Below are 16,066 nucleotides of genomic sequence, written 5' to 3'. Positions count from 1 at the left end.
CTCAACCGTTTCCCGAGCTGGATTTTGGTTGGTGCGTGCTCAAAGTGGGTGGTCAGTTCCAATCCACCTCGGTTGACTGCAGCCAGGTCCACTGGCGGTTGCGCCAGGTGGGGGATTGTTGGCCCAGGCGGGCGGCGTACTCCGGCCAGTTGGTGGCGGTCTGGTGGGACCAGGCCTTCTCCGCGAGGCCGGGGATGCGGGGGAGCAGCAGGAGTTCCAGGTCGTCGGAACTGGTGATCGTCTCGCACCAGATCGCGGCTTCGACACCGGCGATCTGGTCGGGGTCGACGATGTCGGCTGGGTCCCAGGAGATGCCGTGTTCGATGGAGACGGCGCCGTAGAACTCGAGGCCCAGGCGTTCGCGGGCCTTCTCCTGTTCGGGGTCCGCGGACATGTCGGCGTGCGGGCGGTCGAAGTACAGCCAGGTCACCGGCGAGACGATCAGCTTGGTGCCCTGCTCGAGGGCCTTCGGGGCGTCGTACTTCGCTTTACGCAGCGCCTCGACCAGCACCGGCAGCAGCTCCTCGGGCGGCGTCGGCGCGTTTGGGTTCTCGCCCATCTTGTCGATGTCGAGATCCAGCCAGTACTGCACGACGTCCTCGGAGTCGAGCTTCGCGCGGGCGATCTCCTGCCAGCCGACGACCTTCTTCCCGCGCTCCCGGACGAGCGCAGCCGCCTTCTCGACGAACGCCGCGTGGTCTTCGTCGGCCATGCCCCAGGTCTCGTCACCGCCGATGTGCACGTACGCACTCCGCGGGAACTGCGGGATGACCGCATCCAGCACGTCCTCGACGAACACCCACGTCTCGTCCCGGCCGGGATCGAGCGTGCCGAGGTGAAGCTTGTCGCCGTTCCCGACCTCGATCGTCTGAACCTCCGCGGGCCCGAGCTCCGGGTACGCCTTGAACACCGCGGCGGTGTGCCCGGGCATGTCGATCTCGGGTACGACGGTCACGTACCGGTCGGCCGCATACGCGACGAGCTCGGCCAGCTCCGCCAGGCTGTAGAACCCGCCGGGACGATCCCCGATCGCACCAATCGCACCCACCTCGGTCAACGCGGGCCGCGACGGTACTTCGACCCGCCAGCCCTGGTCGTCCGTGAGATGAAGATGCAGCACATTGAGCTTGTACAGCGCGAGCATGTCGATGATCCGCCGTACCTCGGCAGGCGCGTGGAACGTCCGAACCACGTCCAGCGACAACCCACGCCACGCGAACCGCGGCCCATCGACGATCCTCGTCGCAGGCAAGACCGCCGTACCGTCCTGGAGATGGGCGGAAATGAGCTGGCGAAGCGACGTCAGGCCTCGATGGACCGCCTCCGGCGTCGGACCCCAGATGCGGACGCCCTCGGCAGTCACCTCCACGCCATGGCGCTCGTCGACAGGTGAGCCGTCAGCGCGCACACCAGCAGCCGGCGGTACGTCGTCCACGGCGCCGAGCTCCACGGTGATACCCGAGTCGCCGGCCAGCGCGAGACCGCAGTCGAGTTGCAGATCCTCGACGAAGCGGGCAACGGGGCCGGCGAGTTCAGGAGGTGCGGCGACTCCGGAGGACGCGGTGAGAGTGAAGGTTCCGTCGGTGGACGTGAGCTGCGCGGGTGCAGGGATCATGGGACGAGTCTGCGGCAATACAGGGCGTCCGGGGTACCACTGGAACCGACGCGAGTCGTGAAGGCGATGCCGGCGGCGTACTCGTCGTCGGCGCATTGGCCCTTGTAGTTCCCGCTTGCGAAGTCGCCGCCACCGCCGCCCCGGTTGTCGCCGCGGTCGAACCAGACTGTGCGGCCGGTCGAGCTCAACGACTGCGACGTACCGGCACACAGAGCGGACGAGACGCGAGCGCCGCGCACGCTGTAGCCGATCAGGTAGAAGCTCGGCGCGCACTGGTACTTCGTGTAGCCCGAAGCCCAATCGGGCGAGACATGGCTCTCATCGTGAACGACCTCATATGCACCAGACCAGATGGGTCCGCCCGAGCGGCAGAGGCCGCGGTTGCCGGTGTGGCTGAGGCCGACCAGCCGAAGCCCGTCGGGGCACGCGGCCTTGCGGGCGCCGTTGTCCCAGTCACCCGCCGTACGCATCCGCAAAGACTCGACGAAGTCGCCGTGGTCCGGGCTGAGCATCTTCCAGGTGGTGGTCGGCTCCACCGGCCCGGTCTTGGTCGGTGCGTTGATCAGTCGCGTCCACGCAGACGCTCGCCAGTCGTCCCCGTCGTACAGACCGATGCGTTGACCGGCAGAGTCCCAGGCGAGCAGCGCCCAGCCGTTGTCGGTGCCGGTCGGGTTGTGCCAGCCGACCAGCGGCCAGTACGCGAAGTCGGCGTCCGTGCGGATCAGTTGGTCGACGAAGTGCTCGAACCACGCCCGCGGCAATTCGCCGATCTCTTCCCGGCCGCCGATCCCGAACTCGCTGATCCACAGCGGGGCGGTGAAATGCCCTTCCTCGCCGGTGACGAAGAACGCCTGCCGGTTCAGCTCGCTGATCAGCTCCTCCGGCGACAGGTCGCGGTACCGCGGGTCGTGCGTCTCACCGGTCCCGGTCGCGCCACTGTGCCGCGGGCCGGTGTAGTCGTAGAAGTGCGCCGAGTAGACGAGTTTGTCGGACGCGACCAGCGTGTGCGACAGGTTGCGTGCCGGGGTGAGCGTCGGGCGGTCGTGCGGGAGGCCGTCGGCCGGGATGCCGGTCCAGTTGATGCCCTCGACAACGATCAGCAGGTTCGGGTTCGCCTCGGTGAGGATCCGGTCGCCGAGGTGCTGCGAGGCGGCGAACCAGTCGTGCTGGTCGCCGAGGCCCCAGTTCGGGTCGTCCAGGAGATCCCGCCGTACCTCGTTGTAGAGGTCGGCACCGACGACGCGCGGGTTGGTCTTGTAGCGGTTGACCATGAACAGCCAGTCGTTCTCCCAGGTCTCGGTCGACTGGCTCGCGTTCCAGCGTTCGTTGCCGTCCAGACCGCAGCACCAGCGAGTGGTGTTGGTGTGGTTGTTCAGGATCACCGCGAACCCGGCGGCGGTCAGTTGCTGTACGACGACGTCGTACACCTGGAGCGGTGTCTTGCCGGCCAGGCTCGGGTTGGCCGCGACGGCGGCGGCCGGGATCGGCGTGCTGTCGTGGATCATCTCGTTCGAGAACTGCAGGCGGATGCTGTTCAGCCCGAGCTCGGCGAACCCCGAAATGATGTCGCCGATCGGCGCCCGGTCCAGCCCGAGCGGCATCCGGTTGCTGTTCTCACCGGCGTGATGGTTGGCGTTGTCGCTCTCGTCGCCGGACCCGTTCCAGGTCCCACTCGCACCATGCCAGTTCCCGGACTTCAACCGGAACCGGTTGCCGTTCGCATCGACAATGTAGCGACCGCTGGTACTCAACGGCGGTACCCAAGCGGCATCCAACCGCGGCGCCTGCTCAGGAGTCGAGGCGGTCGCGGGAACAACGGGGCAGATCAACGCCAGCAGTACGACGATGACCGCAGCCGGGGCGAATCCGCGCATACACCGATCGTCGCGGCTGGGGACTGTCCGCGCCAGTGGTCCTATGTCACACATTCGATTCAAAAGGCTGAGGTGGCGAATCGGCCCCGAATGTGGCTCGCCCGTTGACAGTTACGCGGACAGGTGCCTTCACTGCTGTCAGGGGGTGGGTGCAATGCCGATCATTGCCGAATTCAAGCGGTTCAGAGACGGTGGGGACGTCGATGCAGAGCCGCAGTATCCGCCGACGAATCCCATGTCGGTGCAACTGGAACGCACAGTCGAAACGGTCGAGCGGAAATTCCTGTGGTTCCACTGGACGCGGAAGAAGGAGCAGTTCAAGCTCGAGCGCCGCATTGCCTATCACATGCGGGCCTTCGACGGTCAGGAAGAGCTCTGGGTGGTCGTTCCCGCGGACGCCGGCACGTTCCGCACCGATCTGGTCTCGGTGCCCGCGATCTTCACCTGGCTGATCCCGCGGACCGGGATCCATCTGCCGGCTGCGCTGGTGCACGACGGCCTGGTCTACGACGAGCACGAGAAGCAGTCGTACCTGAGTGAGGGCGACCGTGCGGTCACCCGGATGCAGGCCGACGTCGTGCTCCGGGATGCGATGGCCGATCTCGGGACGAGCGTCGCCCGCAGGTGGCTGATCTGGGCCGCGGTGACACTGGCGACGATCTGGTCCGGCGCGTGGACAAAGGCGCTGCCGGCCCCGGCGGACGACCCGGATGCCGAGCCACAGATCGTGCCGCGTCGCGTGACGAACATGCGTTACCGCATAGGCGCTTTCGGATCGCTGGCGATCATCTCTGTGGTGGGGATCCTCGCAACCTTGGACTGGTTCGACAAATGGGACCATCTTTTCTGGATGGGCGACCGGCCCTGGTACCTGGAGTCGCTGTACGGCGCGGCCGGCGCCATCGTCGTTCCTTTGATCTTGTCGGTGCTCTGGTTCCGTTTGTGGAAAGCAGGCATCATCGTCGGAATCGCTCTTGCGTTCCTGCTGCACGTGACGCTTGCCGTTCTGTTGCTGACCCTTCTCTTTCAGTGCGTCGAGTATCTCTTCGGCGGCCGGACCGCCGCGGCCGAAGGACCGGTCAGCGAGAGCGGTGCTGTTCCGCTAGGTCCTTGAGGTAAAGGGCGCTTCGTTTGGGAATGCGGGCCTGGGTTTCGTAGTCGACTCGGATGATGCCGAAGCGTTTGACGTAGCCGTAGGCCCATTCGAAGTTGTCCATCAGGGACCAGGCCAGGTAGCCGCGGATGTCGGCGCCTTGTGCGATGGCGTCGGCTACCGCGGCGAGGTGGGAGGTGAAGTACGCCGTACGGTCGGCGTCGTCGACGTACCCGTTCTCGTCGGGCACGTCCTCGAAGGCGGAGCCGTTCTCGGTGATGACCATCGGGAGGCCGGGGTAGTCGCGGGCGATGCTCACCAACAGATCAGTGAAGCCTTCGGGGACGATCTCCCAGTCCATCGCTGTGCGCGGCTTGCCCAGCGGTACGTCGCGGCTGATCGGCAGTCCTGCAGCGTCGACGGTGCTGCCGTCCTCGGCGTACCCGGTGAACTTCTGGCTGAAGTAGTAGTTCACCCCGAGTACGTCGATCGGCGCCGCGATGATCTCCAGGTCGCCGTCCTCGATCGGCAACTCGACGCCTTCCCGCGCGAGGTCCGCGATCACGTCCGCCGGGTAGTGCCCGTGCACCAGCGGGTCGAGATAGATCCGTCGCCCCATCCCGTCCGCGCGCCGTGCCGCGTCGACGTCCGGCTCCGCATCCGAAGCGGGGTACGACGTCGCGACGTTCAGCGTGATGCCGATGTCGAGCTTGCGCGGTGACGCTTCACGCATCTGAGAAGTCGCGAGCCCGTGCCCGAGCAGCAGATGATGTACGGCGGCCAGCGCTGCCGGGTACTCGCGCCGTCCCGGTGCATGCGCGCCGTACGCGTAGCCGAGCATCGCCGAGCACCACGGCTCGTTGAGCGTCGTCCAGGTGTTGACCCGGTCCTTCAACGCGTCGAACACCAGCATCGCGTACTCCGCGAACCGGTACGCCGTATCGCGCACGGGCCAGCCGCCGGCGTCCTCGAGTTCCTGCGGCAGGTCCCAGTGGTACAGCGTCACCCACGGGTCGATGCCCTGGGCCAGCAGTTCGTCGACGAGTCGGTCGTAGAACCCGAGCCCGGCCGGGTTCACCGGACCCTTGCCGCGCGGCTGCACCCGCGGCCACGCCACCGAGAACCGGTAGGTGTCCAGACCGAGGTCCTTGATCAGGGCAACGTCTTCCGGCATCCGGTGGTAGTGGTCGCAGGCGATGTCACCCACGTCACCGTTGTCGATCGCTCCCGGCACCCGGCAGTACGTGTCCCAGATCGACGGCGTCCGGCCGTCCTCCGCGATCGCACCCTCGATCTGGTACGCCGACGTCGCGACACCCCAGCGGAATCCGGACGGAAGACCCGCGACCAGTTCGGCCGCCCCCGAGACAGATGTTGTGCTCATAGTTGCCCTTCTAGGCGGTGCGGCCGGGAAGCCAGCACGCGACGGAACGGTTGGGATCGTTGCGGGCCGACGGGATCTCGAGCAGAGGGATCTCGGAGGAACAACGGTCGAAGGCTTGCGGGCACCGTGGATGGAACGAGCAGCCGGACGGCATCCCGCGCAGGTCCGGTGGGGAGCCTGGGATTCCGGACAGCTCGCGCCGTTCGCCGCGGAGTGCGGGGAAGGACTTGAGCAGGCCTTCGCTGTACGGATGCAGGGAGTCCTTGTACAGGTCCGCGGAACGGGCTTCCTCGACGATGCGGCCGCCGTACATGATGGCGATCCGGTCCGAGAACTCGACCAGCAATGATAGGTCGTGGGTGATGAACAGCACCGAGAACCCGAGCCGCTCGCGGAGCTCGACCAGTTGCGCGAGGATCTGCCGCTGCATCACCACGTCCAGCGCGGTCGTCGGCTCGTCCATGATCACGACCTGCGGCTCGAGGACGAGGGCCATCCCGATCATCACCCGCTGCCGCATCCCGCCGGACAGCTGGTGCGGGTAGGCGTCCATCCGGTCCGCGGAAATCCCGACGAGTTTCAGCATTTCCTGAGCCCGGGCGATCCGGGCCTGCGGCGACAGTTGCGGCTCGTGCGCCTTGATCACGTCGAGCATCTGGGTCGAGACCTTGTGCACCGGGTTCAGCGAGTTCATCGCGCCCTGGAAGACGATCGACGTCTCGGCCCACCGAAACTTCCGCAGTTCCGCGTCGGTCAAGGTCATGACGTCGTACGCATCGCCCGAAGGAGGGTGGTAGACGACCGACCCGCCGCTGATCACGCCGGGTGGCGGCAGCAGCCGCGTCACGCCGTACGCCAGCGTCGACTTCCCGCTGCCGCTCTCGCCGGCCAGCCCGAGGACCTCGCCGCGGTGCAACGTCAGCGTGACGTCCCGCACCGCCTGCACCGCTTCCTCCCCGAGCCCGTAGTCGACATGAAAGTTCTTGATCTCCAGCACCGGCGTCTTCATGCGACCTCCTCCTCACGGCGGCGTACGACGGGCGTCACCGGGGCCTGCTTGGACGACAGGACCGGGGTGAAGCCGACGCGCATCCGTACTGAGTGCCCGTCCTTTGTCTTCACTCGCATGTGACCGCTGCTGCGCAACCGCGGGCTGACGAACTCGTCGATGCCGAAGTTGATCAGCGACAGCGCCGTACCGAGGACCGCGATCGCGAGACCGGCCGGGACGAACCACCACCACGCGCCCTGCGCGAGTGCCTGCTGGCTCTGCGCCCAGAACAGGATCGTGCCCCAGTTCCACTCGGAGATCGTCGAGATCCCGATGAACGCCAGCGTGATCTCGGACATCACCGCGAAGATCACCGTGCCGACGAAACCGGACGCGATGATCGCGGTCAGGTTCGGCATGATCTCGAACGTGATGATCCGCCAGGTGCTCTCGCCGGTCGCCCGCGCGGCCTCGACGTAGTCCCGCCGGCGCAAGGACAACGTTTGCGCCCGTAGCACCCGCGCGCCCCACGCCCACGACGTCAATCCGATGACCAGGGCAACCATCAGGTCACCGGCCGACGGGATCGTCGACGCGACGATGATGATCAGCGGGAGTGCCGGAATCACCAGGAAAACGTTGGACAACGCGGACAGGCTGTCGTCCGCGGCGCCGCCGAGGAAGCCCGCGCTGACGCCGATCAGGATCGACAACGTGGTCGCGACCAGGCCGGCCAGCAGGCCGACGAACATCACGCCGCGGGTGCCGACGAGCACCTGGCTGAAGATGTCCTGACCGAGGTGCGTCGTACCGAACCAGTGCTTGCCGGACGGCGCCTGGATCAGGTCGCTGCTCCGGGCGGACGGGTCGAACGGCGCGACCCACGGGCCGATGATCGCGATCAGGCAGAAGAACGCGAGCACGACCAGACCGGTCGCGGCCTTCGGGTTCGCGACGAACCGCAACCGGCGGCGCTTGGCCGGGACGGCCGCGACTTCCGGGCCCTCCGGCGTGACCGCGGTGATGGTGCTGGTGGGTGCGGACACGTCAGCCCTCCTTCCGGGTACGCGGGTCGAGGAGCAGGTACGCGACGTCGGCGAGCAGGTTGGCCACCAGGACCGACAGCGTGATCACCAGGAAGACGCCCTGCATCAGCGGGTAGTCCTTCGAGCCGACGGCCTGGAACAGGTTGTAACCGATGCCTGGATAGGAGAACACGATCTCCACCAGCAGCGTGCCACCGACGATGAAGCCGAGCGACAACGCGAATCCGGAGACGTTCGGCAGCAGCGCGTTCCGGGCCGCGTAGCTGACCATCACCCGGCGCTCGGGCAGGCCCTTGGCGTGCGCGACGGTGATGTAGTCCTCGGAGGCCACCGTGACCATCATGTTCCGCATGGTGAGGATCCAGCCGCTCACCGACGAGATCAGGATCGTGACCGCCGGCAGCAGGCTGTGCTGTACGGCGCTGCCGATGAACTCGGCGTTCCACGACGGAACCAGCCCCGGTTCGTAACCACCGGACGACGGGAAGAAGCTGTCCGGCCCGGCGAGCAGCGTGATCGCCAGCAGACCGAGCCAGAAGTACGGGATCGACGACAGGAACGTTGTCACCGGCAACAGACCGTCCATGATCGAACCGCGCCGCCAGCCGGCCAGCACGCCGAGCGACGTACCGATCATGAAGCTGGCGAACGTGGTGATGCCGACCAGCGCGATCGTCCACGGCAGGCTCTGCCGGAGGATCTCCGCGACCGGGGTCGGGAAGAACGTGAACGACAGCCCGAGGTCGCCGCGGAACACCTGGCCCCAGTAGTCGACGTACTGGCTCCACAGCGAGGCGTTCTTGTCCAGGCCGAACAGCACGTACAGCGAGTTGATCGCGTCGGTGCTCATCTGGCCCTGGAACTTGTTGATCAGCGACGTCACCGGGTCACCCGGGATCAGCCGCGGGATGAAGAAGTTGATGGTCAGCGCGGCCCATGCGGTGAAGACGTAGAAGGTCAGCCGCTGCAGGAGAAACTTCATTGCGCCGCCCCTTCTTCGTAGAGCCAGCAGGCGGCCCAATGGCCCGCAATAGGCAGCTCGAAGCGGGGCGGAAGATCGGTCGTGCACTTCGGCATCGCGTGCACGCAGCGCGGATTGAACCGGCAGCCGGTCGGCGGGGCGATCAGGCTCGGCGGTTCGCCGCCGGCCTGGTCCTCGGGCGTGCTCAGCTCACCGAGCCGATCGGGATCCGGCGCGCTCTCGATCAGCAGCCGGGTGTACGGGTGCGCGGGGTTCTGCGTGACGGTCTCGGAATCGCCGCCCTCGACCATGCGGCCGGCGTACATCACCAGCGTCTCGTCGGCGAAGTACCGGGCCGACGCGATGTCGTGGGTGATGTAGAGGATGGCGAGGTTGAGCCGTTCCTTCAGGTCCCGCAGCAGGTTCAGTACGCCGAGGCGGATCGACACGTCCAGCATCGAGACCGGCTCGTCGGCGAGCAGCGCCTCCGGGTCCGCGCCGAGCGCGCGGGCGATCGACACGCGCTGCCGCTGACCGCCGGACAGCTCGTGCGGGAACTTGTCCAGGTAGCGCTCCGGGGGAGTGAGTTGCACCTGCACCAGGAGGTCGCGCAGGTTGTCCTCGAGGTCGCCCGCGCGACCGTGAATGCGAAGCGATCGGGTCAGGTGGTACCGCACGGTGTGCGTCGGGTTCAGCGAGGCGAACGGGTCCTGGAAGATCATCTGCACCTGGCGGCAGTACGCGCGGAACTTGCGGCCGCCGCGCACCGTCACCGGTTCGCCGTGCAGCCGGATGTCACCCGACGTCCGCGCGTACAGCTGCGCGAGCAGCCGGGCCACAGTCGACTTCCCCGAACCGGACTCGCCGACCAGCGCGGTCACCCGGCCCCGGCGCAGCGTGAGTTTCACGTCGTCCACCGCGTGCACGGCCTTGTGCTCGCGGGTGAGCAGGTCGCGGAGTCCGCGCCGTACCGGGAAATGCTTGGTGAGGCCCTCGGCCTCCAGAACAACCTCGGTCTCGGTGACCGTCATAGGTCTCCAATCGTGGGTCCGCGGCGCCGGAGGAGAGCCCTCCGGCGCCGCGGTCCGAATTACTGGCTGCCGGCCGGCTTGAGGTTCAGGATGATCTGCAGAGCGTTCTGCTGGGTCGGCTGCGCCGGCCCGTACTGGTTCTGCTCGTCGGGCCAGCCGACCCAGTTCTTGGTGCTGTAGAGACCGCCGACGTTGGACGCCGAGGTGGGGATGACCGGCATCTGCTCGACCATGATCTTCTGCAGCGTGTTCAGCGCCGTGGTGCGGGTCGCGTCGTCCGCGGCGTTCGCGTACTGGTCGAGCGCCTTGGTCGCGTCCGGGCTGTTGAACCGCCCGTAGTTGCCGCTCACGCCGCCCTTGCCGACCGGCTTCAGGATCTTGCCGTCCATGATGTTCTGGTAGATGTCGTACGGCGTCGCGCCGCCGTTCGTCCAGTGCATCGCGGCGTCGAAGCGGCCCTCGTCGATGTTCTTGAACCAGGCGTCCTGGTTGGCCTTGTCGACGGTCGCCTTGATCCCGATCGTGGACAGGTTGTCCTTGATGATCTCCAGGTCGGTGATGTAGTCGGACCAGCCGGCCGGGTCGGTCAGCGTGATCGTCACCGGCTTGCCGGTCGGGTCCTTGAGCGCGTCGCCCTCGAGCTTGAACCCGGCGTCGGTGAGCTCCTTCTTGGCCGCGTCGACGTCAACCTTGTGCTTCAGGTCCTTGTACTCCGGGGCGATGAAGGACTCACCGGCCGGCGTCGGGATGCCGGTCATCGACTCGACCTTCGGGTAGAAGTACCCGGCCTCGCCCTGCTGGAAGATGTCGTCGCGGTTGATCACCAGGTTCATCGCACGTCGCAACGCCGGGTTGTCGAAGGGCTTGCGCGTCGTGTTGATCCACAGACCGTGGATGCCGAGGTTCGCCGGGAACCACAGCTTGTGGTTCTTCGGGTCCTTGTCCTGGAAGACGGCCTTCACGTTCGGGACGAAGACGAAGCTCCACTCCGACGCGCCGTTGGCCAGCGCGGTGGTCTGCGCGTTGTTGTCGTTGTACGACGTGTACCGCAGCTCCTTGACCTTCGGGAGGTCCTGCCAGTACGAGTCGCGCAAGGTCAGCGTCGTGGTCTGCGGGGTGAACGACTTCACGACGTACGGACCGGTGCCGATCGGGCCCTTCAGGGTGTCCTGGCTCGGGTCCTTGATCGCCGACCACTGGTGCTTCGGGATCACGAACACGGTCAGGATCTTGTTCTGGTTCGTGAACTGCGACCGGGTGAAGGTCAGGTCGACCTTGTTACCGGACGCGGTGATCGTGCCGTACGGGATCGCGTCCTGGTTGAGGCCCTCGTTGTCCTTGCGGATCTGGAACGAGTACGCCACGTCCTCGGCGGTCATCGGCTTGCCGTCGGAGAACTTCACGCCCTCGCGGATCGTCAGCGAGAGCTTGGTGTAGTTGGCGTCCCACTTCCACTCGGTCGCCAGCCAGGGCTTGCCGGGCTCGGTCGGCTTGATCCCGTTGATCATCACCAGCGGCTCGAAGATCATCCAGCGGTACCCCAGCGAGGCGCCCGAGGAGGAGCCGAGGAACGGGTTGTGGTTCTCGGTCTGCGGACCGTTCGGCATGCCGATGTTCAGAACGGTCGCGCCGGTGCCCGAGCCGTTGTTCCCGGAGCTGCCTGACTGACCGTCCCCGCTGCTACAAGCAGCCAGAGCGGCTGCCGCGAGCAAGCCCGTGAGGGCCAGCGCGACTGTACGTCGTGCTCGCATCGGTTCCTCCTGTGAATCTGTTGGCGGATGCCCTCCCCTGAGCCGGGAGGGCGACTGCATCGTGGCGTGAGAACGCTCTCATGGGAAGAGCAGACGCCTTAACGGATCGATATCGAGGGGTACGCCGGCGGCGGGACAGGGGCAGCTGCCCCGCCGCCGGAGCTACTGGTGAGACCGGGTTTTCGGGGCGGTTGAGCTGCGGACGATCAGGGTCGTCGGCAGCACCTGCGGGGTCTCCGGCAGCGGTGTGCCGCCGAAGTACCCCATCAGCATCCGGGCCGCGGCCTGACCCATCTGGCGCATCGGCTGATGCACCGTGGTCAGCGGCGGCTCGGTGTGCTCGGCGTACGGGATGTCGTCGAACCCGACCACCGACACGTCGTTCGGCACGTTCCGCCCGGTCTCCCGGACGGCCTGAATGGCACCGCCGGCGGAGAGGTCGTTGTGGGCGAAGACCGCGTCGAAGTCGAGTCGCTCGTCGAGCGCGTACTGGACGCCGCGGCGCCCGCTCTCGTGGGTGAAGTCGCCCTCGAACACGAGTCTCGGGTCGAGCTCGACGCCGGCCTCCGCGTAGGTGTCGCGGAAGCCGTCCAGGCGTTCGTGGGTGCAGCCGAAGCGCTCGACGCCGGTGATCACCAGTGGCCGGCGGCGGCCGAGCTCCAGCAGGTGCCGGGCGGCGGACTCGCCGCCGGCGTAGTTCGTGGTGGCGACGGACGGGAACTGCGGGCGCTTGTCGCGGTCGTCGATCAGGACCACCGGCAGACCACGCGCGTGGAGTTGCTCGATGTAGGTGAGCGTGCCCTCGGGCTCGATCACCAGCAGGCCGTCGAACGACTGCGCCGAGACCTGGGACGCGAACTGGTGCATGGATTCCTCACCCCGGTTGAAGGTGAACAGCAGCAGCCCGTAGCCCTCGCTCTCGACCACGTCGACCGCTCCCTGCAGCACCTCGCCCATCCAGGGCCAGGTGAGCGAGGGGACCAGCATCCCGACGATCCGGGTCCGGCCGCGGGCCAGGCCGACCGCGCGGGCGCTCGGCACGTAGCCGAGCTCGGCGATCACCTGCCGGACCCGCTCGGCGGTGCGCAGATCCAGCTCGCCCTTGCCGTTGAGGACGCGTGACACGGTCGTCTTGCTGACTCCGGCACGGGCCGCGACATCGGCGATCGTGATGGACACGCTGACTCTCCCCTCGGGCGGTCGGGGTGCTGGATCGTCTTCTGGAGCCGGAACCGGTTTCGGAAGCGGTTCCGTAGATCAAAGCCGAGACCGCAACGAGCCGTCAATCACGGAGTGGTAACGAATCGCGGCTTAGTTCACGAGTTGGAAGAAGGGAGCTCTTCCGCCGCGCGAGGCGGCATGATGGACTCGGGGTCGAGCAGCCTGCCCGGGGCCGCGCGCGATGCCAGGTGTGAGGTAGTGGGATGGAAGTACGCCGGACCACGGTGCGTGACATGCGCCGGTCCAACCGCTCGGTGATCCTCACCGGCATCTATCGCGAGGGTCCGCTTAGTCGCCAGGAGCTGACCGTCCGGACCTCGCTCAGCGCCGCCAGCGTCAGCAACCTGGTCGCCGAACTGATCGCCGAGGGCGTGGTCGAGGAGGCCGGCTCGGTCGAGTCCGAGGGTGGCCGGCCGCGGGTCCTGTTGCGGGTCGCACCAACATTCCGGTACGTCGTCGGCGCCGAGGTCGGGGAGACCCGGGTCCGGGTGGAGCTGTTCGACCTGGCCATGAACGTGCTGGCGCGGGCCGACCATCCGATCGCCACGCCGACACCTGAAGAGGTCGTGAAGCACGTACTGGAAGGGCTTTCGACCGTGATCGCTGCCTCCGGCACCCAGTCCGAGCAGGTGCTCGGGCTCGGTGTCGCGGTCGCCGGTGTGGTCGAGGACAACGCGATCGTCGACGCGCAGACACTCGGCTGGGAAGCCGTCCCACTCGCGGCGCTGCTTGCCGAGGGCACCGATATTCCGGTGCACGTGGACAACGGCGCCAACATGCTCGGCCAGGCGGAGATGTGGTTCGGCGCGGGCCGCGGCGCAACCGACGCCGTCGTCGCACTGGTCGGCTCCGGTGTCGGATCGGCCCTTGTGGCCGGTGGATCCAGCTACCGCGGTGCCCGCAGCAGCGCGGGCGAGTGGGGCCACATGACGATCATGTACGGCGGCCGCCAATGCCGCTGCGGCGCATTGGGCTGCCTCGAGGCGTATGTCGGCGCGGAGGGCGTCCTGGATCGGTACCGCCTTGCCGGCGGGACTGTCGACAGCGACGAGGAGACAGCCTTCGTCGAACTGCTGGAGTCCGAGTCGGAGCTGGCGACAACGATCGTCAACGACACGATCGGCTACCTGGCCGCGGGCTTCGCGAACCTGGTCAACCTGGTCAATCCCGAGCGCATCGTCCTCGGCGGCTGGGCTGGCCTGCTACTGGGCGAGAAGCACCTGGAAGAACTCCGCACCGAGGTGGGCAAGCATGCGCTGCGTCGCCCGTACGCCCAGGTATCCATCGTCCTGTGCGAACTGGGCCGCGACGCCGTAGCACTCGGCGCCGCGACCCTCCCCGTAGTACGACTCCTTCGTGATGGAGGCGCAGTACCGCCACCGCGATAGTCCTCCTGCGTCGAAGCTCACGTATCAAGAGTCGTCGGCGAGACGCCCGCCGACGGTGGTCGGGGCTTGGGGCGTATTACCCACCTGAATCGAGCAGTAGCACTCCCCGGTCCCGGTTGGGCGCGCCTCCCAAACCGGTTTGGGGAGCTTCACTCACCCGTGTGGGGCGGTAGCGCTCCCCGGTCGCGGTTGCGGGTGCCTCCCCAAACTGGTTTGGGGACGCTTACCCACCCGAATCGGGCGGTGGCGCTCCCCGGTCGCGGTTGGGCGCCTCCCCAAAGTGGTTCGGGGAGGCGGGGGAAGCGCTGTGGTGGTGCTGGGGGCGGGAGGTGGTCGGGTGGGGAGGGTCCGTTAGACGGTCCACTTCTGGTTGGCGGCGCCCGTGCAGGTCCAGATCTGAGTCGGGGTTGCGTTGGCGGAGTTGTTGCCGGTGACATCTAGGCACTTGTTCGCCAGTGGATTCACTAGGTCGTGTCCACTGGTGTAGGTCCACTGTTGGGCCGCGTTGCCGTTGCAGGTGGCGATCTGGACTCTGGTGCCGTCGGCGGTCGCGGCGTTCGCCACGTCGAGACACTTGCCCAGGGCACGGATCGTGCCGTCGCCGGGGCGCGTCCACTTCTGCGCGTTGGTGCCGTTGCAGTCGTACAGCTGCACCGTCGTACCGTCAGCGGCGTTCGCGCCGGCCACGTCCAGGCACTTGCCGGCCAGGCCGGTGATCTGCGAGCCGGTGCCGCCGGAGCTGCCGAGTGTGGAGACGCGGACGTAGTCGACGGTCATGGTCTGCGGGAACACCGTCGTACCGTCGGGGTAGCCCGGCCAGTAGCCGCCGACCGCGAGGTTCAGGATCATGAAGAACGGGTGGTTGAAGACCCAGGTGTTGCCGCCGAGGTCAGCCGGCGTACGGCGCTGGTACTGCACGCCGTCGACGTACCAGGTGATCGAGTCCGGGGCCCAGTCCACCGCGAACGTGTGGAAGTCGTCGGCGAACGACCAGCCGTTCGGATGGTTGTACGCGGCACCGATCCCGCCGGCGCCGGAGTACCCGGGTCCGTGGATCGTGCCGTGCACGGTGGCCGGCTCCTTGCCGATGTTCTCCATGATGTCGATCTCGCCGTCGTTCGGCCAGTTGCCGCCGCCGAGCATCCAGAACGCGGGCCAGATCCCTTGCCCGCGGGGGATCTTGATGCGGGCCTCGAACCGGCCGTACGTCTGGGTGAAGGTCTGCGCGGTGAGCAACCGGGCCGACGTGTACTGGCACGGGCCGTAGTGGCACTGGAAGCCGCCGTTCTCCTGCCGGGCGGTGATGACCAGGTTGCCGTTGCCGTCCAGCGCGGAGTTGCGGGTGCTGTTGGTGTAGTACTCCATCTCGTTGTTGCCCCAGCCGCTGCCGCCGATGTCGTACCGCCACTTGGCGGGATCGGGGGCCTGGCCGGACGGGCCGTCGAAGTTGTCCTCCCAGACCGTTGCGGTCGTTGCCGCGGCGGCCTGCTGGTGCGTGGAGGCCGCGGGCTGGAGGAGGGCGGTGCCGATCAGTGCGGCACCGATCCCGACGAGCGCGAGCAAGCGGGGACGCTTCATGAGTACCTCATTTCGGGGGCGTCTGAATGAGGACAACGAATGGCCCGCAGCGTGCCGTGAGAACGCTCCCACGTCAAGTCCGGGACTAATTAAAAGATCTGAAAAAAGTCTCGGTTCCGGCGTTGACACCGAT

12 protein-coding genes are annotated in these 16,066 nt (G+C 67.1%); 2 read left to right on the top strand and 10 right to left on the bottom strand.

Translation table 11 applies throughout. The features are described from left to right. Nucleotides 1-52: 52 nt before the first annotated feature. Nucleotides 53-1,615 (bottom strand): family 20 glycosylhydrolase, encoded by a 1,563-nt coding sequence (locus EV649_RS14005; RefSeq protein ID WP_198682500.1) that lies wholly within the window; start codon nt 1,613-1,615, stop codon nt 53-55. After that, nucleotides 1,612-3,489 carry a cellulase family glycosylhydrolase gene (locus tag EV649_RS14000; RefSeq protein WP_198682499.1) on the bottom strand — a complete coding sequence of 626 codons (1,878 nt, stop codon included), beginning with the start codon at nt 3,487-3,489 and terminating at the stop codon, nt 1,612-1,614. The genes EV649_RS14005 and EV649_RS14000 overlap by 4 nt, the downstream gene beginning before the upstream one ends. Before the next feature lie 154 nt (nt 3,490-3,643). Here EV649_RS14000 and EV649_RS13995 point away from each other — a divergent pair, with 154 nt between their 5' ends. Beyond that, nucleotides 3,644-4,603 (top strand): DUF1353 domain-containing protein, encoded by a 960-nt coding sequence (locus EV649_RS13995; RefSeq protein ID WP_157996237.1) that lies wholly within the window; start codon nt 3,644-3,646, stop codon nt 4,601-4,603. On the opposite strand, the gene EV649_RS13990 is transcribed toward EV649_RS13995, so the two are convergent. From EV649_RS13990 to EV649_RS13960, 7 genes are all read right to left on the bottom strand, one after another. Further along, nucleotides 4,569-5,966, bottom strand: coding sequence for a GH1 family beta-glucosidase (locus tag EV649_RS13990; protein WP_130383882.1), 1,398 nt, complete (start codon nt 5,964-5,966; stop codon nt 4,569-4,571). The two genes, EV649_RS13995 and EV649_RS13990, sit on opposite strands and share 35 nt — an antisense overlap. A 10-nt stretch (nt 5,967-5,976) precedes the next feature. Beyond that, nucleotides 5,977-6,975: an ABC transporter ATP-binding protein gene (locus tag EV649_RS13985; protein WP_130383881.1), complete on the bottom strand. Its 999-nt coding sequence runs from the start codon at nt 6,973-6,975 to the stop codon at nt 5,977-5,979. Further along, the gene (locus EV649_RS13980; RefSeq protein ID WP_130383880.1) at nt 6,972-8,003 is read right to left on the bottom strand and encodes an ABC transporter permease; all 1,032 of its coding nucleotides are present in this window, start codon (nt 8,001-8,003) and stop codon (nt 6,972-6,974) included. Before EV649_RS13980 ends, EV649_RS13985 begins: the two co-directional genes overlap by 4 nt. Nucleotide 8,004: 1 nt before the next feature. Further along, entirely contained in the window at nt 8,005-8,985 is a 981-nt protein-coding gene (locus tag EV649_RS13975; protein ID WP_130383879.1) for an ABC transporter permease, read from the bottom strand. After that, nucleotides 8,982-9,995, bottom strand: a complete 1,014-nt coding sequence (locus EV649_RS13970) for an ABC transporter ATP-binding protein (RefSeq protein ID WP_130383878.1) — start codon at nt 9,993-9,995, stop codon at nt 8,982-8,984. The genes EV649_RS13975 and EV649_RS13970 overlap by 4 nt, the downstream gene beginning before the upstream one ends. A 59-nt stretch (nt 9,996-10,054) precedes the next feature. Then, nucleotides 10,055-11,746: an ABC transporter substrate-binding protein gene (locus EV649_RS13965; protein WP_130383877.1), complete on the bottom strand. Its 1,692-nt coding sequence runs from the start codon at nt 11,744-11,746 to the stop codon at nt 10,055-10,057. 162 nt (nt 11,747-11,908) lie between these two features. After that, nucleotides 11,909-12,925, bottom strand: a complete 1,017-nt coding sequence (locus EV649_RS13960; RefSeq protein ID WP_130383876.1) for a LacI family DNA-binding transcriptional regulator — start codon at nt 12,923-12,925, stop codon at nt 11,909-11,911. Nucleotides 12,926-13,170: 245 nt separating this feature from the next. Here EV649_RS13960 and EV649_RS13955 point away from each other — a divergent pair, with 245 nt between their 5' ends. Further along, on the top strand, nt 13,171-14,355 hold the full coding sequence (locus EV649_RS13955) for an ROK family transcriptional regulator (RefSeq protein ID WP_130383875.1): 1,185 nt from the start codon (nt 13,171-13,173) through the stop codon (nt 14,353-14,355). Between the two features lie 351 nt (nt 14,356-14,706). Here the strand turns inward: EV649_RS13955 and EV649_RS13950 are convergent, their stop codons facing one another. Beyond that, nucleotides 14,707-15,933 carry a glycoside hydrolase family 16 protein gene (locus EV649_RS13950; protein WP_130383874.1) on the bottom strand — a complete coding sequence of 409 codons (1,227 nt, stop codon included), beginning with the start codon at nt 15,931-15,933 and terminating at the stop codon, nt 14,707-14,709. Nucleotides 15,934-16,066 lie beyond the last annotated feature (133 nt).

It is taken from the genome of Kribbella sp. VKM Ac-2569 (assembly GCF_004216905.1).
GTDB lineage: Bacteria > Actinomycetota > Actinomycetes > Propionibacteriales > Kribbellaceae > Kribbella.
This window is presented reverse-complemented; position numbering and strand designations above follow the sequence as displayed.